The sequence below is a fragment of the Microbacterium sp. GXS0129 genome, assembly GCF_044769785.1.
In the GTDB taxonomy this organism is placed as follows: Bacteria; Actinomycetota; Actinomycetes; order Actinomycetales; family Microbacteriaceae; genus Microbacterium; species Microbacterium nymphoidis.
This window is the reverse complement of sequence record NZ_JBIZVZ010000001.1, coordinates 347143-364419: the sequence shown is the minus strand read 5'-3', so window position 1 is coordinate 364419 and position 17277 is coordinate 347143. Positions and strand designations below refer to the sequence as shown.

Genomic DNA, 17277 nt, shown 5'->3' with positions numbered 1-17277 from the left:
CGCGCGAGACTTCCCTGTGCGGGCGAGAATCGTCGCATTGGGGTGATTCTCGCCCACGTCCGGACGTCTCGCGGACTACTCGGCTTCGGCGGGGCGGTCCGCTGCGGCCATCTCGGCGTCGGTCGCGGTGTAGCCCGGGATGTGACGTTCCGGCTCGCCGACGTACTCGGACAGCGGGCGGATGAGGGCGTTGGATCCCAGTTGCTCCATGATGTGAGCCGTCCAGCCCGTGACCCGCGCCGCCACGAACAGCGGCGTGAAGGTGAGGGTGTCGAAACCGATCAGGTCGTAGGCCGGTCCCGACGGGTAGTCGAGGTTCGGATAGATGCCCTTGCGGCTGACGAACTCCTCCTCCAGCCGGTCGTAGAGCGCGGCCACGTCGGGGCGGTCGTAGTGCTCGACCAGGGTGTCCAGCGCTGCCTTCATCGTGGGCACGCGCGAGTCGCCGCGCTTGTAGACGCGGTGCCCGAAACCCATGATCTTGCGCTTAGCTGCAAGCGCCTCATCGAGCCACGGGCCGACATTGTCCGCGGAGCCGATCTCCGTGAAGATGTGCAGCACGGCTTCGTTCGCACCGCCGTGCAGCGGCCCCTTGAGCGCACCGATCGCGCCCACCACGGCCGAATACAGATCCGACAGCGTCGAGGCGATCACCCGCGCGGTGAAGGTCGAGGCGTTGAAGGAGTGCTCCGCGTACAGCGTCATGGAGCGGTTGAACGCGTCCACCACCACCGGGTGCGCCTCCTCCCCGAAGGTCATCCAGAGGAAGTTGGCCGCGTAGTCGAGGTCGTTGCGCGGCGGGATGATCTCCTGACCGCGACGACGACGCTGCCCGTAGGCCACGATCGCCGGCAGCGCCGCGTACAGGCGCACCGCCCGCCGGAGGTTCTCCTCCGGTGTCCCGGCCGCGTTCATCACGTCACCGGTGGCATCGAGCGCACCGATCACGGAGACCGCGGTGCGCACCTCGTCCATCGGATGTGCGTCGGTGGGGAGCAGATCGATGGCCGCGCGGACTTCGGGCGACAGCGGGCGATGCGCTCGCTCGGTCGCCTGGAACTCGGCCAGCTGCTGCGCCGTGGGCAGCTCCCCGTGCCACAGCAGATACGCGACGGCCTCGAACGGCTGCGTGGCGGCCAGTTCCTGCACCGGATAGCCGCGGTAGAGCAGGCTGTTCGTCTCGGGGTTGACCTTGGAGATGCTCGTGACGTCTACCACGACGCCGGCGAGCCCCTTCTTGATGTCGATCTCGCTCATGTCGTCTCGCTCCCTTGCGTGAATCTCAGTCTGCCTTGCCCGCCGTCCCCCGCGAAACACCCCTGCACGTCCGAGACACCCCGCAACGCAGGGTTCCCGGCCGCGCGCGGGCGTCTCGCATGACGACGGAGGGAGGTCAGCGGGTCACCGTGAAGGTGAACACCGAGTTGTCGAAGTGGTTGTATGCCTCGTAGTCGATGAGGTCGTAGAGGTCGGCCCGGTGCTGCATCTCGCCGAGCTTGTCACGGAGATGCCCCTTCTGCTCGATCTCATCCAGCGCCCGCTCGGTGGCGCCCATCGCGATGCGCAGCATCGATACCGGCCAGATCACGATGTTCATGCCGACCGACGCCAGCTGATCCACGGAGAACAGCTCACTCTTGCCGAACTCCGTCATGTTGGCCAGCAGCGGGACGTCGACGGCACGTCGCACGGCCTCGAACTCCTCGAGCGTGCGCATCGCTTCGGGGAAGATCGCATCCGCGCCGGCGTCCACCAGCTTCTTCGCGCGATCCACGGCCGCATCGAGACCCTCGACGGCGCGGATGTCGGTGCGCGCCATGATGAGGAAGTTCGGGTCGCGACGGGCATCCACCGCCGCCCGGATGCGTCGCAGGGCCGTGGACTCGTCCACCACGGACTTGCCATCCAGGTGACCGCAGCGCTTCGGGTTGACCTGGTCCTCGATGTGCAGGCCGGACAGGCCCGCATCCTCCATCTCCTGGACGGTGCGCGCCACGTTCATCGGCTCGCCGAATCCGGTGTCGGCGTCGATGATCGCGGGGAGGTCGGTCATCCGCGCGATCTGCTTGCCCCGACCGGCCACCTCGGTGAGGGTGGTGAGGCCGATGTCGGGAAGGCCGAGATCGGCCGAGAGCACCGCGCCGGAGATGTAGACCCCCTCGAAGCCCTTCTGCTCGATCAGACGCGCCGAGAGCGGATTGAAGGCGCCGGGGAAGCGGAGCAGCTCACTACTGGCGAGTCGCTCACGGAACAGGCGGCGCTTGTCGGCCGCAGATGTCTGCGAATAGAGCATGAGTCCTCCGAGATGGGCGCCCCGCCGGCCGGAGCCGGCGGGGCGAGGTTCAGAACAGGCCGCGGGGCGAGGGCGCCGCGTCCAGCACGCCCGGCTTCGCGACGATCGACAGCTGCAGCACCTCATCGGCGCTCAGCTCGGGGAGGCGCTGAGCGAGATCGAGGAAGCGCTCGATCTCATCGGCGTCGAGCACGGGCTCGGCGAGGAGGCGGAACTTGCGCACGTAGTCCGCGCGCGCGAAGGGCCGGGCGCCGAGAGGGTGGGCATCTGCGACGGCGATCTCGTCAACGATCGTCGAGCCGTCCGTGAGCGTGATCTCCACCCGCCCGCCGAAAGCCTTCTCGTTGGGGTCCTCCGAGTGGTAACGACGCGTCCATTCGGCGTCCTCGGCCGTGGTCACCTTGTTCCACAGGGCCACGGTGTCGGGCCGGGCGGCACGCTCGGGGGCGTAGGAGTCCACGTGGTGCCAGGCGCCGTCCTGCAGCGCCACCGTGAAGATGTACGGGATCGAGTGATCCAGGGTCTCCCGGCTGGCCGTCGGGTCGTACTTCTGCGGGTCGTTCGCCCCCGACCCGATCACGTAGTGGGTGTGGTGGCTGGTGTGCAGCACGACGCTCGCGATGTTCGCCGGATCGCGCAGCGAAGGATTCTCGTTTCCGAGCTTGCGGGCGAGGTCGATCCACGCCTGTGCCTGATACTCGGCAGAGTGCTCCTTGGTGTAGGTGTCGAGGATGCCGCGCTTGGGCTCGCCCGGCGCGGGAAGCGGGACGTCGTACGCCGCGTCCGGCCCGTCCAGCAGCCACGCGATGACACCGTCCTCGCCCTCGTAGATGGGCGACGGACTGGTCTCGCCGCGCAGCGCGCGATCCACCGCTTCGACGGCCATCTTCCCCGCGAACGCCGGAGCGTGCGCCTTCCAGGTGGAGATCTCCCCCTTGCGCGACTGGCGGGTGGCCGTGGTGGTGTGCAGCGCCTGCCCCACCGCCTGATAGATGGTCTCGGTGGGCAGTCCGAGGAGCGTCCCGATCCCGGCGGCGGCCGACGGGCCGAGGTGGGCGACGTGGTCGATCTTGTGCTTGTGCAGGCTGATGGCGCGCACGAGGTCGACCTGGATCTCGTAACCCGTGGCGAGCCCCCGGATGAGGGCGGCACCATCCTTGCCGGCGTGCTGGGCGACGGCGAGGATCGGCGGGATGTTGTCGCCGGGGTGCGAGTACTCGGCTGCAAGGAAGGTGTCGTGGTAGTCGAGCTCGCGCACCGCGACGCCGTTGGCCCACGCCGCCCACTCCGGGCTGGTGCGGTCCTGCAGCACGCACCCGAACACGGTGGCGCCTTCGCCGCCGCGGGAGACCGGGTGATCCATCGCCTGGGCGCGTGCGGCCGAGACCGGACGGCGGGTGAGTGACGCGGCCGCGACGGCGGCATTGTCGATGATGCGGTTGATGATCATGTCGACGACCGCGGGCTCCACCTCCACCGGATCGGTCGCGACCTCCGCGATCTTCCAGGCCAGCTGCTGGTCGCGCGGCAGATCCTCCGCGCTCTTGTAGACGCGGACGTGATGCGTGACGGTCATGAGTGTCCTTCCGGGAGTGAGGCGAGGATGTTGGTGAGCGCATTGTGCAGGTGCACGTGCGTGGCGTGGGCTGCGAGGTCCCCGTCACCGGCGGCGATCGCGCTGGCGATCAGGCGGTGTTCGGTGACGGAGGCGGCCAGGCGAGTGGTGTTCTCCCGGGAGAGCCGGCGCACGCGCACGAGATGAGTGCGGATGGTGCGTAGCGCCGCGGTGAGGTAGTCGTTCGCGACCGCGAGGTCCAGCGCGGCGTCGAAGCGCGCGATCAGGACGCTGTACGCCTCCCGCCCCGCGTCCGCGTCCAGGTTCACGGCGCCGAGCTCGTCCGCGAGCTCGGCGAACACCCGGCGGTCCCCGCGCTCCGCCGCAAGTCGTGCCGCCGTCTCCTCCAGCGCCCGCCGAACCTCGAACAGCTCACGGATGTCGTCACGATCAATGTCGGTGACCACGGTCACGCGCGGCGACACCTGCGCCACCAGACCGTCGGCGTTGAGCCGCCCGATGGCCTCGCGCAACGGCGTACGGCTGACCCCGAGACGGGCCGCCTGCTCAACCTCGCCCAGTACCGACCCGGGAGCCAGTCGTCCGGACTGGATCTCCTCGAGGAGCGTCCCGTAAGCGCGATCACTCGCTCGCATGGCACCTCCTCGTGATCGAACGATACCCCTTAGTGTATACACAAATCCTCATCTATGGGCGTGGAGCGAGCTAACGACCGGCTTTCGTATACATACCGAGACGCGCGCCAGCGTCCAGCGGGTCACGCTCGCGTCCAGCCGATACGATCGTCACGGCATCCGGCGACCCGCTCCGACCGACGAGTGCGCCCGCTGCCCGCGAAACAGGGGGATCATGACCACGCACGCCAAACCGCGCCGGGGCCGGCGAGCCCTCATCATCACGGGTGCCGTGATCGCCGCCGCAGCCGTGTTCTCGGGCGGCGTCGCACTCGGTGCGGCGCAGTCCGGAAGCGCACCCGCCGCCACGGCGCCGACCGGCAGCCACACCAGTGCGGCAACCGCCACCCCCACACCGACTCCCCTCACCGCCACCCAGCAGCTCCTCCAGGACAGCGGCGATCCGAACGCGTGCGCGGTGTCGTTCCGTGGCGAGGGCATCACCGAGGCGCCGGTCGTCGAATCTGCCGGCGCCCGCTACGCCCACCTGCCGATCCCGGCGCAGGACGGACGAGTGTTCGCCGGCTGGTACGCCACCCCCGAAGCCGCGGCCACCCGCGACACCGCATCGCGCATCAACGGCGCCGACGCGGTGGGGTGCGGACCGGAGCGCGAGGTGACGCTCCACGGTGCGTGGACCACGGCCGAGGATCTGGCCGCAACGGGAACCCGCGTGCCGATCCTGATGTACCACCAGTTCACCGACAAGCCGGAGGGCGAGGAGGGGTGGCTCCGCAACAACTTCTACGGCGTCACGGACTGGCAGAACGATCTGGCCTACATCCGCGACGGCGGCTTCTACCTCCCCACCTGGGACGAGCTCTCGGCTTTCATCGACGGCCGGCTCTTCCTCCCACCCCGCTCGGTGATCATCACCGATGACGACGCGGATTCCACCTGGCTGAACTGGGCGGTGCCCGTGGTCGATCAGGACCAGCTCCTCACCACCTCCTTCGTCATCACCAGCGCCCGCCAGGACCCCACCCCGTCGATCTGGGTGCAGCAGCGCTCGCACACCCACGCGATGCATGAGGCGGGCGAGAACGGGAAGGGCCGGATGGTCAACTGGTCAGAGGCGGACATCGCCGCCGACCTGCAGACGTCCGCGCAGATCCTCGGTGCCACGGAGGTGATCGCCTACCCGTACGGTCACTACAACGACACGGCGAAAGCCGGGGTCGCCGCCGCCGGCTTCGAGATGGCGGTGACCACCGAGTGGGGCTACGTCACCGTCGGCTCCGACAAACTCGCCCTGCCTCGCGTCCGGATGAACTGGGGCATGACGGTGGACGACCTCGCGGGCATGATCGGCTGAGGTCCTCACGAAACCCTCACGGTTCACATTCTTCACAAAATCGTGAAACGGGCGTAGCGTCCCCGGCATGAACACGGTCATCAGCACGGAGGGCCTGCGCAAGACGTACGGCCGCGTGCATGCGCTGGATGGGCTCGATCTCTCGGTCTCGGCGGGACAGGTGCACGGTTTCCTGGGTCCGAACGGCGCCGGAAAGTCCACCACGATCCGGATCCTGCTGGGCCTGGCTCGCTCCTCAGGCGGCACCGCACGGCTACTTGGCGCCGATCCGTGGCACGATGCGGCAGCACTTCATCGACGGATCGCGTACGTTCCCGGGGACGTCAGTGTCTGGCCGAACCTCACCGGTGGCGAGGCCGTGGATCTCCTGGTGCGCCTGCGCGGCGGCGATACCCGCACGGCCGAGTACCGTGCCGAACGAGAGCGGCTGTCCACCGCGTTCCAGTTCGATCCACGTACCCGAGGGCGCGCGTACTCGAAGGGGAACCGGCAGAAGATCTCCCTGATCGCCGCCTTCGCGCTCCCCGCCGAGCTGTACATCCTGGATGAGCCCACGAGCGGGCTGGACCCGCTGATGGAGATCGTGTTCCAGCAGGAGGTGTCGCGCGTGAGCGCTGCCGGGGCCACGGTGCTGCTGTCGAGCCACATCCTCAGCGAGGTGGAGCGTCTGTGCGATCACGTCTCGATCATCCGTGCGGGCCGCATCGTCGAGACCGGAACCCTTGCCGACCTGCGCCACCTCACCCGGACCGAGGTGTCCTTCGACGATGACGGGACCGTCCCCGCGGGGGCGCAGGACGTAGTCCGGGAGGGAGGACGAATCCGTTTCACGGTCGACCCCGCCGACATGCCCACAACCCTGGCGACCCTGGCGGATGCGAAAGTGCAGGGGTTGCGCGTGAATCCGCCCTCCTTGGAGGAGCTGTTCCTGCGTCACTATGGAGACGACGCCACGACGCGCCGTGGATCGGCGGCGTGAGATGAGCACTCTCGTCGCGCATCGAACGAGCCACGCCGGCGCGGTCCGCTCGCTGTGGGCGCTGCAGACGCGCCGGGACCGCCTGCAGCTACCGCTGTGGATCCTCGGGAACGCCGCGATGGCCGCGCTCGCCGTCACCGGCGTCACGCAGTCGTACGGCACGGACGCCGAGCGGAGCACGCTGCTCGCCACGGCGATCGCGAACCCCGTGATCCTCACTTTCCGCGGCCTGCCGTCCGGCTCCGCCACCCCCGCGTTCACCGGATTCCTCATCGTTCCCTTCCTCGTGATGATCGCGGCGTTCATGAGCTCCTTCCTCGCGGTGCGGCACACCCGCGCGGAAGAGGAGAGCGGGAGAGCCGAGCTGATCGGTGCCACCGCCGCTTCGCGCCGCGCCGTGATCTGGGCGACGATCCTGCATGGCATCACGGCCAACCTCGTCACGGCGGTCGCCATCGCCGTTGCCTTCCTCGCCAGCGGCCTGCCCTGGGGTGGCAGCGTCATGGCCGGGCTGGCGACGGGGGCCGCCGGCCTCGTCTTCCTCGGAATCGCGCTGATCGGCGCGCAACTGTTCGCCACCGCGCGAGGCGCGAACGCACTCGGGGTGATCGCCATTCTCGCCGGCTTCCTCCTCAGCGGCGTGGGTAACGCTCTCGGTACTCCCAACGCCGACCTGACCCGGATGGAGAGTTCCCCGCTCACCTGGTTCAGCCCGTTCGGCTGGGCGGAGAACGTCCGCCCGTTCGCCGATGACGCGGCCGGCCCCCTCGTTCTGCTCCTCGGCGCTGCCGCCGCGGCCGTGCTGCTGGCATACCTCCTGCAGGGCCGGCGCGACCTGGGCGGGTCCCTGGTAGCTCCCCGACGCGGTCCCGCGACGGCGGACTGGGCCCTGCGCGGGCCGGTGACGCTGGTGGGCCGGCTCACGCGCGGCACGATCCTCGCCTGGGCGGTCGGGGCGTTCCTCACCGGCGCTCTGGCGACGTCACTCGCGGCGGTCGTGCAGGAGATGGGCGGCAGCAATCCGGCTGTCGCGGCAATCCTGGAGGCGATGTCGGAGAACGACGACCTGCAGGCGGGAACGGTCGTGATCTTCTTCACGGTGGTCGGCATCCTGGCCTCCTGCTGCGCCGTGCAGATCATCGCCCGGGCACGCCAGGAGGAGACCCACGGGACGGTGGAGCCGGTCTGGGCGGCGAGTGTCGGCCGGCGGACCTGGCTGACGTCGTATCTGGTCGCCGCCGCGGTGGCCATCTGCGCCGTGGACGGGGCCGCCGCGCTCGGCGCGTTCGCGGGCCTCAGCCGCACCAGCGCCGATCTCGCCGCCGACGTGTGGGTGGGAGCAGCGGGCCAGGCCGCGGTGGCGGCGGTGTTCCTCGCGATCACGGCACTGGTGCTGGTGGTGCTCCCCCGGTGGACGACCGGCGTCGGCTGGTCGATCGTGGTGCTCGCGACGATCATCGGTCTGTTCGGGCCCCTGTTCGGGCTGCCGGACCAACTCACGCGGCTCTCGCCCTTCGCTCAGACGCCCATCCTCACCGCCGGCGGCGGCGTGGACGGGCGTGGCGTGGGCGGCATCATCGTCACGGCCGCGGTGGTCCTCGCACTGTCGGTGTGGCTGGTTCGTCGTCGGCCGCTGGTCACGGCAGGCTGAGGTCATGTCCGCTGCTGACTCGCCCGCCCCCTCCCGCACTACGCCGGGCCCGTCCGCCGAGGACGCTGGCCGCGCCGAGGACGCTGACCGAGCCGTGGACGAGCACCGGGCCGTGGAGGCTGCCGAACAGGCGGCCGCCGTGATGACCGCGGCCGGGATGGCCCGCATGCCGGCGCGGGTGCTGATGGCCCTCGTAGCGGCTCCGGCCGACGGCTACACCGCAGCCCAGCTGGCCGAGCGGCTGGGCGTGAGCGCCGCAGCGATCTCCGGAGCCGTCACCTATCTGCACCGCCTGCACTTCATCGAGCGCCTCTCCCGGCCGGGCACCCGCGTCGTTCAGTACGCCGTGGTGCGGGAGACCTTCTACGGCTCGATCACCTCCAACGCACCGATCTACGCCCGGATGGCCGCCTTCATCGACGAGATCGCCGCGGCGCACTCCGGGGATGCGGCAGCGTCCGCGCGCGCGACGGAGATGGCCGACTTCTTCCGCTTCCTCGCGGAGCGCTTCCCTCAGCTCATCGACGAGTGGCGGCAGCGACAGGGCTGACGGCCCGCCGTCGCGGCACGAGCAGCAGCGCGCCACGCACGCTCACCGCGATCAACGCCTCGAGCGGGCCCTTGCGCCGCAGTGCCAGCAGAATCGCGCCGATCACCAGAGCGCCCGCCACGTTCATCGCCCACAGCTCGAAGCCCGCACCCCGCGGTCCCATCGACATCGCGATCGGGATGGAGGCCAGACAGTGCGCCACGTAGATGGTGAGCGGCGCGGCGCCGGTCGTGGCGATGAGGCGAACGGGATAGGCCAGCCGACGCCGATCGGCGGTCAGCGCCGTCATGAGCCCGATGACCGAGACGGCCACCGCGCCGGTGCGGAGGATGTCCATCGGCGTTCCCGAATGCGGCGCCGCAATGAGCTGCATCCACCAGGTTCCGGTGGGCATGGCCCCGTACGAGCCCCCGCTCTGCGCGATGATCGCCTGCTGCAGTTCGCCAGAGTTCGGGGCCATCGCGCCCACGGCAGCGAGCGTCACCGAGCTGACGATGATCGCCAGTGCTGCGAACGCCCCGCCGCCGACCGCGGCGATCCACCCCCACCCACGAAGTCCGCCACGCTCAGCGGTGACGATCATCCCGCGAGCGACGAGGATGCCGAGCAGCAGATACACAAGCCAGGTGATCACCGGGTAAACCCCGGTGATCAGGAGGGCCCGCAGGGCGGTGACCGGATCGGCGAAATCACCCAGAGGCAGGCTCTCCCCCTCCAGGAAGATCCCCAGATCCACGCGCAGGGCGGCGTTGAAGCCGCCCCCGAACAGGGCCAGGAGACCGCCCACGAGCACGATCAGCCAGGACGGGGCGAGCAGGAAGGGCCCCGCGACGATCATGGCAGCCCCGAAGTAGACCAGCACCACGACCATCACCACCGGCGGCTCGGCGAGAAGCGTGCCGATGAACATCACGATGAGCCCCCGCACCAGCACGGCGATCAGCACTCCCCTCGCGCCCCGTTCCTCGCGCACCCGTCTGGTCGCCAGCACCAGCGACATGCCGCCGAGCACGGCGAAGAGCGTGGATGCCGTCCCTTCGCTCAGCTGGAACGCCGTAGTCGCGGCGATGGCGCGAAGCGGATCATTGGAGGCGCGATCGTTGAGCCACAGGTGCGCGGCGAACATCCCGATGAGCGCGACGAATCGCGCGAGGTCGAGACCCGCGAAACGCGTGGGGAGGGAGGACGGCACGCCCCCATCATCGCAGTCCGTGATGGGGGCGTGATCCGCCGGCCTACTTCCCCATTCCGAGCGTGAGGCCCTCCGTGAGACGCCGGCCCAGCCAGAGGTAGATCGCGAGCATCGGCAGCACCACGATGCACAGGCCCGCGAACAGCCCGCCCCAGTCGGCGCCGGAGTACGTCTGCTGCTGGATGAATGAGATGAGTGCCACGGGCAGGGTGTACCTGTCTGTGGACTGCAGCAGCGTCAGCGCGAGCAGTGTCTCGTTCCAGTGCGAGATGACCTGGAGGACGAACGCCGTGAGGATGCCGCCCTTCGCCAGAGGCAGGGTGATCCGCCAGAACGTCCCGAACGCGGTCGTGCCGTCCAGAGCCGCTGCCTCCTCGAGCTCCTGAGGCAGCGAGCGGAAGAAGGCGATGAGAAGGAACACGGTGAAGGGCATCGAGACCCCCACATAGACGATGTTGAGCCCGATCAGGCTGTCGGTGAGGTAGACCTCGTTGAGCATCACGAACAACGGGATCAGGATCACCTGCACCGGGATTCCGAGGCCGAGCACGAAGTACATCGTGAGGGCGTTCGTGAACCGGTTCTCCACGCGGCCGAGGTAGTACGCGGCGGGTGCTGCGATGGCGACGGTGACGAAGGAGGAGACCAGCGTGGTGCTGACGCTGTTCAGTGTCGCCGTGGCGAAGTCGCCGGCGGTCCAGGCCGTCACGAAGTTCACGGGATCCAGCGAGGTGGGAAGGCCCCACGGGTCGCTCAGGATCGAGCGGGTGTCGCGGAAGGCCTGGATCACCATCCACACCATCCACGCGATGTTCAGGGCGACGAATGCCCACAGCAGCACCAGCCCGACACCGCGGAGCACGCTGCGCTCTCGGCCGATCGCGGCCCCACGGCGACGACGGGGCGGTTCCGCCGTGCCCGTGACGATCGCGCGGGTGCTGGGCTGCTGCCGGATCTCTTCGATAGCGGTCATCACGACTCCTAGAACTCGATCGCGTCGCGCTTCATCACGCGGCGCAGCAGGACGACGAGCACGGACACGAGGGCGAGCGACAGGATCGCGCTGGCGCTGGCCATGCCGTAGGCCGGAATGGACTCTCCGGAGAACGCCGTCACATAGGTGTAGACGGCCGTGCTCCACGTCCGGGTGGGCGGGATCCCCTGGCCCGTGGAACCGCCGAAGATCCAGATGATCTCGAAGATCTTCACCGAGGAGATGGTCCACAGCACCGCGCAGGTGCCGAACACATCCCAGGTCAGCGGGAGGATCACATAGCGCAGCCGCTGGAACGCGTTGGCGCCGGCCAGCGCGCAGTCCTCGTAGTAGTACGGCGGGATGCGGTCGACACCGGCCATCAGGATCGTCGTGTAGTAGCCGGTGGTGATCCAGGTGAGCATCACCATGATCAGCGGGAACAGGTTCTCCGTCGCCAGCCAGGCCGGCGGGTCGGCAACCCCCGCCCACCCCAGGAGCGTGTTCACCAGCCCGCCCGGGTTCAGCACGAACCCGGCGAGTACGCCGAAGATCATGGCGTTGACGAGGTGCGGGAAGAAGATCACGGAACGGGCGATCTTTCGTCCGGCCATGTCGCGCAGCACCAGGGTGAGACCGAACGACACCGCGAACACGGCGATACCCACCACGAACAGCAGCAGCAGCGTGTTGCTGAACGACTGGAGGAACAGCTTGTCGCCGAAGAGCTTGACGTAGTTGCCGATGCCCACGAACTCCATCGGACCCGATCCGGGCCATTTGTGGAAGCTGATCCAGATCGCGTACACGGACGGGGCGACGAACAGCACCGAATAGAACAGCAGCGCCGGCCCGACGAACGGGACGAAGAGCTTCTTGCGCGCCGTGTCGATGGCATTGCCGCGGCCGCGGGATGCACGTCGCGCCCCGCGGCCGACGGACACGTCGGGGATCACAGCCGTCTGGGTCATGAGTTCTGTTTCCAGTAGTCGGCTTGCCCGGAGGCCATCGCCGCGATGAAGTCCGCCGCGGAGAGCTTGCCCTGCACGAGCTGATCGATCGTGGGATAGAGCAGCTTCTCGGCGTACCCCGGCAGCGTGATGCCGTCGTTCTGCACGTAGAACGCGTCGGCCTCCTCCAGCGCTCTCTTCACCGAGGCGACCTCGGGGCTGGTGGCGGCATCGGCGCGGACCGGCAGGATCTTCGCGTCCGTGCCCAGCGCGTCCTGGTACTTCTTGCCGAGGAAGAACGAGGCGAATCGCTGGGCGTTCTCGGCGTTCTTGGCCTTGACCGGCACGGCGAACCCGATGAAGTCGGCGCGGGAGAACTGCTTGTCGCCATCGATCGTCGGGAACGGGAAGGACGAGTACTGGAAGTCGCTCGCGGCGTAGGACGCCGTCTCCGTCGGAATCCAGGTGCCGTTGTACAGCAGCGCCGCCTGGTTGTCGGCCCAGGCCTGCTGCTGCGCGGGCCACTTGCTGGCGTTGTATCCGGAGATGAAGTACCCGCCGTCGACCAGCTGCTGCACCGCCTCGGCGGCCTTCACCGCATCGGCGCCTTCCCAGGCCTTGCCGCTGTGATCATCGGCGATCTTCTTCATCGCCCCGGGGCCGGCGATGTGAACGAGCGCCGCCGTGTACCAGTAGGCGTTGTAGCCGGACACGTCGCCGTCGATCGCGAGCGGGACCTCGTTCGCAGCTTTGAGCGTGTCGAGCTCGGCGAGGAATGCATTCCAGTCCTTCGGCGGCGCGCTCTCCAGCTCGGGGTGGGTGGCAGCGTTGAACCAGATCGCGTCGCTGGTGAGCGTGTACGGCAGCATCCAGGGAACCTCCTCACCCTCGCGGGTGATGTCGGTGTCGGCGAGATAGGCATCCGGGATGAGGTCGGAGATCTTCTCGCCGTCCACATCGGGGGCGTATGCCTCCGTCAGTTCTCTGGCCTGACCGCTCGTCGCCAGAACCGGGGCGAGCTTGGCGAACGAGCTGTCGATGAGATCGGGGACGTTGTTGGTGTTGAGCGTCGGGACGACCTTCTTGACGCTGTCACGTCCCTGCCACTGGACGTCGACCGTGATGCCGGTCTCCGCCGTGAAGTCGGCGATCGCAGCGGCAAGCACCTTCTGCTGCGCCTCCCCCTCCTTCCACATCGACCAGTACGTGAGCGTGCCGCCCGAATCCTGGCCGCCGTCGGCGCCAGCTGCGCATCCCGTGGCCGAGAGGGCGAGCGCGCTGATCAGAGCGAGGGCTGAGAGCTTGCGGATCTTCGCCATCGAGTTTCCTTCCCTAAGAGAGGCTTCATCGCCTGCGTCGGTCGACTCTCGCGCCCGGGGAAGTGAGCATTCAAGGAGTAATCAGAGATTCATCTTTTCGAATACGACGCGGTGTGCAGCTGAGACTCGTAATGCACCTGTCGTTGCCGAGAGGAATCGGAGAATACGTCTTTATTCCTCCCTCCCGTCGCCACAGAATCGGAGAAGACACGACGGAGGGAACGGGATGGCGAGAAAGCACACGGCACCGGTGCGTGATGCGGAATCGCGGGGACTCAAGTTCGAGATCCTCGCCGATCAACTGCGCCGCGGCATCCTCGCCGGCACCTGGACCACGGGGCAGAAACTCCCCACCGAGCAGGAGCTCTCCAAGGAGAGCGGGCTGTCTCTGACCACCGTGCGCCGCGCGTTCGATGAACTGGTGGCCGAACGCATCGTGGTGCGGCGCCAGGGCGCGGGCAGCTTCGTCGCTCCGGTGCGCCCCCGCGACGAGCGCGTGCGCCGCAACATCGGCGTGCTGCTGCCCGACACCCAGCTCTACTACCCCCGGGTTCTGCAGGGCATCGATGAGTCTCTCGCGGCGGCGGGTGCCGCGCTTCAGCTGGCCACCTACCGGACACAGCCCGAGCGGGGAGACGATTCCCTCGGGGCGCTGCTCGACAGCGGTGTCGATGGCCTCCTCATCGCTCCGACGCCCGCATGGATCGCGGACTCGGCCGCCCGTGTCCGCCAGCTCGAGGAGCTGCCCGTCCCCGTGGTGCTCCTGGAGCGCAGCCCCCTGAATCTGGGCTCGGCCGACACCACGGAGCACGTCTGTGCGGATCACCGCGGGGGCGCGTACGACGCGGTGCGACATCTCGCCAGCCTGGGACACACGCGCATCGCGCTCCTCACGCGCCAGCAGCATCCTGCCGAATCGAGCGTAGAGACCGGATACCGGCAGGCTGTCGCCGACCTGGCGCTGGCGCCGTCACTGGAGTACTCCCCGTCCGAGGGCACCTGGGACTCCGCTTCCGCCGATTCCGCCTTCGAGCGGCTGCGGGAGTTCGAGGCGACCGCGGCCCTCGTCTTCGGAGATCGGGAGGCGACGCTGCTGGAGGGCGCCATTCAGCGCGGCGGCCTGGGCGTGCCCCGCGACATCGCGCTGGTGTCCTACGACGACGAGGTGGCCGACCTCGCCCCGGTTCCGCTCACCGCCGTGGCGCCACCGAAGTACCGGATGGGCCGCATGGCCGCGGACGTCCTGCTGCGGCGGCTCCGCGAGGGCGACGACTGCCCGCTGCACCAGATCCGGCTCCGCCCCCGGATCGTCGTGCGTCACTCGTGCGGCGCACGCGAGAGCTGATGGCCATCGACGAGTGCCGCGAGGTCACCACCCACCACAGAGGAGAGTCATGCGCATCGGATTGATCGGAGCGGGCGCCGTGGCGCCGTTCCATGTCACCGCGGCCGCCGTACTGGACGGCGTCACACTCGCCGCCATCTGCGATATCGATGAGGGGGCCGGCCGGCGCGCCGCATCCGGAACCGGTGCCCGGGTGTTCGCCGATCACCGGGAGTTGCTCGCGGCCGGCGCTGTCGATGCCGTCATCGTGAACACCCCCCATGCATTCCACCTGCCGATCGTCGAGGACGCGGCCGCGGCCGGCGTGCATGTGCTCGTGGAGAAGCCGATGGCCATCACCGTCTCGGAGTGTGACCGGATGATCGCCCTCTGCGCTCAGGCAGGCATCGCCCTCGCGGTCGGTCACATCCAGCACTTCCTTCCGGCCATGCTCGCCGCCGAACGCGCTCTGGCCGCCGGAGATGCAGGTCCGGTACGGATGATCCGGGACAACCGCAGCACCGACTACCGTCCCGGTTCCCGCTCCCCGTGGTTCTTCTCCCCGGAGATCGCCGGCGGAGGTGCACTGCTGAACATCGGCGGCCATTGCATCGACCGCTCGCTCTGGCTCGGCGGAGGCCGCGCTGTCACGGTGCTCGCCAGCACCGCACATCGCTTCGGCTCGCCAGTGGAGACCGATGGCGGGATGCAGCTGCATCTCGACAACGGGGTGGGCGTCACGATCTGCGTCGTGAGCGACCCGGCGACGCGCGCGGACGTCCTCTCGATCGTCTGCGAGCGAGGGGTGATCGAAGTGAACCCGCGCATCGGCACGACCGTGCACATCGACGGACGATCTCGCGTGGTGCACGAGAGCGCCGACGATGACATCCAGCGGGCCTTCACGGCTCAGCTGGCGGACTTCGTCGCGGTCATCGGCCGAGCCGCTCCCGCCGTTCCCCTCGCTCACGCGCGCCATGTGGTCGAGCTGGTCCACGCCGCCTACCGCTCGGCCGCCACCGGCGCCGCCGTCGCCCTCGCCGCCGCGGAGACCACCGCATGAGCACACCTCAGCCCAACATCATCCTCATCGTGAGCGATGATCAAGGTCCCTGGGCGCTCGGCGCAGCGGGCAACCATGAGATCCGCACTCCTGTCCTCGACGATCTCGCACGCCGCGGAACTCGACTGGATCACTTCTTCTGCGCGTCCCCCGTGTGCTCCCCGGCGCGTGCGAGCCTGCTCACCGGGCAGATCCCGTCATCCCACGGGGTGCACGACTATCTCAGCGGCGCCTCGGTGGGGCCGGACAGCCGCGACTACCTGCACGGACTGCCCACCCTCACCGACGCGCTCGCCGACGCCGGGTACCGCCTCGGCCTCTCGGGCAAATGGCACCTCGGAGCCAACGACGTGCCCCGACGCGGCTTCGTGCACTGGTATGCGCTGCAAGGCGGCGGCAGTCCCTATCACGATGCGGTGATGTACCGGGACGGGGTGGCCGAGCACGTCACGGACTACCTCACCGATGTGATCGCCGATGATGCGATCGCCTTCATCGACGCCGAGCAGGGCCAGGACGCGCCCTTCTTCCTCGCGGTCAACTTCACCGCACCGCACCGCCCGTTCGCCGGCGAGCACCCCGATGAGTTCACGGCCCTGTACCGCGACTGCTCGTTCGAGACCTGCCCGCAGGAAGAACCGCACCCCTGGCTGCAGACACAGGACGGCGCCCCGATCGGCGGCGAGCCCGACACCCGCGAGGCGCTGATCGGCTACTTCGCCTCGGTGACCGCGATGGACGCCGCCATCGGACGCGTGCTCGACCGGCTGCGCGCGCATGGGATTCACGAAGACACGATCGTGGTCTTCCTCAGCGACAACGGATTCAGCTGTGGTCAGCACGGGTTCTGGGGCAAGGGCAACGGCACCTTCCCGATGAACCTGTACGACGAGTCGGTCATGGTGCCCTTCATCATCTCGGCGCCGGGACGCCTGCCGGAAGGAAGCGTGCACGACCACCTGCTCAGCGCCTACGACCTGCCCGCCACGTTGCTCGAGCTCATCGGTGAGGATCCTGCCGCCTTCGAGCAGGGACCGGGTCGCAGCTTCGCCGAGCTGCTCCGGGTGGGTGGCACCGGCAGACCCGAACGCCCCGTCGTGGTGCACAGCGAATACGGGCCGGCCCGGATGATCCGCACCCGCGAGCGCAAGTACGTCCATCGAGCCCCCTACGGCCCGCACGAGCTCTACGACCTCGTCAGCGATCCGAAAGAGCGCGTCAACCTCGTCGACGATCCAGCGTGGGCCGAGGAGGTGGCCGCGCTTCGGCGCCTGCTGCGCGAGTGGTTCGCCGCCCACAGCACGGGGGCGGCTGACGGGGCTGCCCTGCCCGTCATGGGCTCCGGACAGGTGCGCACGCTCGATGACGACCCGCAGGGGGCGTTCGGCCCGCCCGGCTGGGACGGCGCCTGATCACGG

The 17277-nt window shown here is 68.8% G+C and carries 15 protein-coding genes; 7 read left to right on the top strand and 8 right to left on the bottom strand.

Translation table 11 applies throughout. From position 1 onward, the window contains the following. Positions 1 to 75: 75 nt before the first annotated feature. From ACIQJ5_RS01635 to ACIQJ5_RS01620, 4 genes are all read right to left on the bottom strand, one after another. The gene (locus ACIQJ5_RS01635; RefSeq protein WP_402840214.1) at positions 76 to 1257 is read right to left on the bottom strand and encodes a bifunctional 2-methylcitrate synthase/citrate synthase; all 1182 of its coding nucleotides are present in this window, start codon (positions 1255 to 1257) and stop codon (positions 76 to 78) included. Positions 1258 to 1393: 136 nt separating this feature from the next. Beyond that, entirely contained in the window at positions 1394 to 2293 is a 900-nt protein-coding gene (gene prpB, locus ACIQJ5_RS01630; RefSeq protein WP_402840211.1) for a methylisocitrate lyase, read from the bottom strand. 49 nt (positions 2294 to 2342) lie between these two features. Beyond that, positions 2343 to 3869 (bottom strand): MmgE/PrpD family protein, encoded by a 1527-nt coding sequence (locus ACIQJ5_RS01625; protein WP_231090766.1) that lies wholly within the window; start codon positions 3867 to 3869, stop codon positions 2343 to 2345. Beyond that, positions 3866 to 4504, bottom strand: coding sequence for a GntR family transcriptional regulator (locus ACIQJ5_RS01620; protein WP_231090767.1), 639 nt, complete (start codon positions 4502 to 4504; stop codon positions 3866 to 3868). Before ACIQJ5_RS01620 ends, ACIQJ5_RS01625 begins: the two co-directional genes overlap by 4 nt. A gap of 214 nt (positions 4505 to 4718) precedes the next feature. Between ACIQJ5_RS01620 and ACIQJ5_RS01615 the strand changes: the two genes are divergently transcribed. From ACIQJ5_RS01615 to ACIQJ5_RS01600, 4 genes are all read left to right on the top strand, one after another. After that, positions 4719 to 5858 (top strand): polysaccharide deacetylase family protein, encoded by a 1140-nt coding sequence (locus ACIQJ5_RS01615; RefSeq protein WP_402840206.1) that lies wholly within the window; start codon positions 4719 to 4721, stop codon positions 5856 to 5858. Positions 5859 to 5925: 67 nt separating this feature from the next. Beyond that, positions 5926 to 6837 (top strand): ABC transporter ATP-binding protein, encoded by a 912-nt coding sequence (locus ACIQJ5_RS01610; protein ID WP_231090769.1) that lies wholly within the window; start codon positions 5926 to 5928, stop codon positions 6835 to 6837. 1 nt (position 6838) lies between these two features. Further along, positions 6839 to 8488 carry an ABC transporter permease gene (locus ACIQJ5_RS01605; protein WP_402840203.1) on the top strand — a complete coding sequence of 550 codons (1650 nt, stop codon included), beginning with the start codon at positions 6839 to 6841 and terminating at the stop codon, positions 8486 to 8488. Between the two features lie 4 nt (positions 8489 to 8492). After that, on the top strand, positions 8493 to 9038 hold the full coding sequence (locus ACIQJ5_RS01600) for a GbsR/MarR family transcriptional regulator (protein WP_402840200.1): 546 nt from the start codon (positions 8493 to 8495) through the stop codon (positions 9036 to 9038). Here ACIQJ5_RS01600 and ACIQJ5_RS01595 read toward each other — a convergent pair. From ACIQJ5_RS01595 to ACIQJ5_RS01580, 4 genes are read right to left on the bottom strand one after another with little or no spacing between them, the layout of a single operon-like run. Continuing rightward, positions 9007 to 10230 carry a heparan-alpha-glucosaminide N-acetyltransferase domain-containing protein gene (locus ACIQJ5_RS01595; RefSeq protein WP_402840197.1) on the bottom strand — a complete coding sequence of 408 codons (1224 nt, stop codon included), beginning with the start codon at positions 10228 to 10230 and terminating at the stop codon, positions 9007 to 9009. The genes ACIQJ5_RS01600 and ACIQJ5_RS01595 overlap by 32 nt on opposite strands. Positions 10231 to 10273: 43 nt before the next feature. Beyond that, positions 10274 to 11203 (bottom strand): carbohydrate ABC transporter permease, encoded by a 930-nt coding sequence (locus tag ACIQJ5_RS01590; protein WP_231090773.1) that lies wholly within the window; start codon positions 11201 to 11203, stop codon positions 10274 to 10276. Positions 11204 to 11211: 8 nt separating this feature from the next. After that, entirely contained in the window at positions 11212 to 12174 is a 963-nt protein-coding gene (locus ACIQJ5_RS01585; RefSeq protein WP_402840193.1) for a carbohydrate ABC transporter permease, read from the bottom strand. Next, positions 12171 to 13472, bottom strand: coding sequence for an ABC transporter substrate-binding protein (locus tag ACIQJ5_RS01580; RefSeq protein WP_402840190.1), 1302 nt, complete (start codon positions 13470 to 13472; stop codon positions 12171 to 12173). Before ACIQJ5_RS01580 ends, ACIQJ5_RS01585 begins: the two co-directional genes overlap by 4 nt. A 226-nt stretch (positions 13473 to 13698) precedes the next feature. Here ACIQJ5_RS01580 and ACIQJ5_RS01575 point away from each other — a divergent pair, with 226 nt between their 5' ends. The 3 genes from ACIQJ5_RS01575 to ACIQJ5_RS01565 are packed head-to-tail and all read left to right on the top strand — an operon-like array spanning position 13699 to position 17271. Further along, positions 13699 to 14817: a LacI family DNA-binding transcriptional regulator gene (locus tag ACIQJ5_RS01575; RefSeq protein WP_402840187.1), complete on the top strand. Its 1119-nt coding sequence runs from the start codon at positions 13699 to 13701 to the stop codon at positions 14815 to 14817. Between the two features lie 49 nt (positions 14818 to 14866). Then, positions 14867 to 15859 (top strand): Gfo/Idh/MocA family protein, encoded by a 993-nt coding sequence (locus tag ACIQJ5_RS01570; RefSeq protein ID WP_231090777.1) that lies wholly within the window; start codon positions 14867 to 14869, stop codon positions 15857 to 15859. After that, the gene (locus ACIQJ5_RS01565) at positions 15856 to 17271 is read left to right on the top strand and encodes a sulfatase (protein ID WP_402840182.1); all 1416 of its coding nucleotides are present in this window, start codon (positions 15856 to 15858) and stop codon (positions 17269 to 17271) included. The genes ACIQJ5_RS01570 and ACIQJ5_RS01565 overlap by 4 nt, the downstream gene beginning before the upstream one ends. Positions 17272 to 17277: the final 6 nt, after the last annotated feature.

What these genes read in the sequence shown, in the direction of transcription:
- ACIQJ5_RS01635 (WP_402840214.1), bottom strand. Translation starts at nt 1,257, where the DNA reads ATGAGCGAGATCGACATCAAGAAGGGGCTCGCCGGCGTCGTGGTAGAC.
- prpB (WP_402840211.1), bottom strand. Translation starts at nt 2,293, where the DNA reads ATGCTCTATTCGCAGACATCTGCGGCCGACAAGCGCCGCCTGTTCCGT.
- ACIQJ5_RS01625 (WP_231090766.1), bottom strand. Translation starts at nt 3,869, where the DNA reads ATGACCGTCACGCATCACGTCCGCGTCTACAAGAGCGCGGAGGATCTG.
- ACIQJ5_RS01620 (WP_231090767.1), bottom strand. Translation starts at nt 4,504, where the DNA reads ATGCGAGCGAGTGATCGCGCTTACGGGACGCTCCTCGAGGAGATCCAG.
- ACIQJ5_RS01615 (WP_402840206.1), top strand. Translation starts at nt 4,719, where the DNA reads ATGACCACGCACGCCAAACCGCGCCGGGGCCGGCGAGCCCTCATCATC.
- ACIQJ5_RS01610 (WP_231090769.1), top strand. Translation starts at nt 5,926, where the DNA reads ATGAACACGGTCATCAGCACGGAGGGCCTGCGCAAGACGTACGGCCGC.
- ACIQJ5_RS01605 (WP_402840203.1), top strand. Translation starts at nt 6,839, where the DNA reads ATGAGCACTCTCGTCGCGCATCGAACGAGCCACGCCGGCGCGGTCCGC.
- ACIQJ5_RS01600 (WP_402840200.1), top strand. Translation starts at nt 8,493, where the DNA reads ATGTCCGCTGCTGACTCGCCCGCCCCCTCCCGCACTACGCCGGGCCCG.
- ACIQJ5_RS01590 (WP_231090773.1), bottom strand. Translation starts at nt 11,203, where the DNA reads ATGACCGCTATCGAAGAGATCCGGCAGCAGCCCAGCACCCGCGCGATC.
- ACIQJ5_RS01585 (WP_402840193.1), bottom strand. Translation starts at nt 12,174, where the DNA reads ATGACCCAGACGGCTGTGATCCCCGACGTGTCCGTCGGCCGCGGGGCG.
- ACIQJ5_RS01580 (WP_402840190.1), bottom strand. Translation starts at nt 13,472, where the DNA reads ATGGCGAAGATCCGCAAGCTCTCAGCCCTCGCTCTGATCAGCGCGCTC.
- ACIQJ5_RS01575 (WP_402840187.1), top strand. Translation starts at nt 13,699, where the DNA reads ATGGCGAGAAAGCACACGGCACCGGTGCGTGATGCGGAATCGCGGGGA.
- ACIQJ5_RS01570 (WP_231090777.1), top strand. Translation starts at nt 14,867, where the DNA reads ATGCGCATCGGATTGATCGGAGCGGGCGCCGTGGCGCCGTTCCATGTC.
- ACIQJ5_RS01565 (WP_402840182.1), top strand. Translation starts at nt 15,856, where the DNA reads ATGAGCACACCTCAGCCCAACATCATCCTCATCGTGAGCGATGATCAA.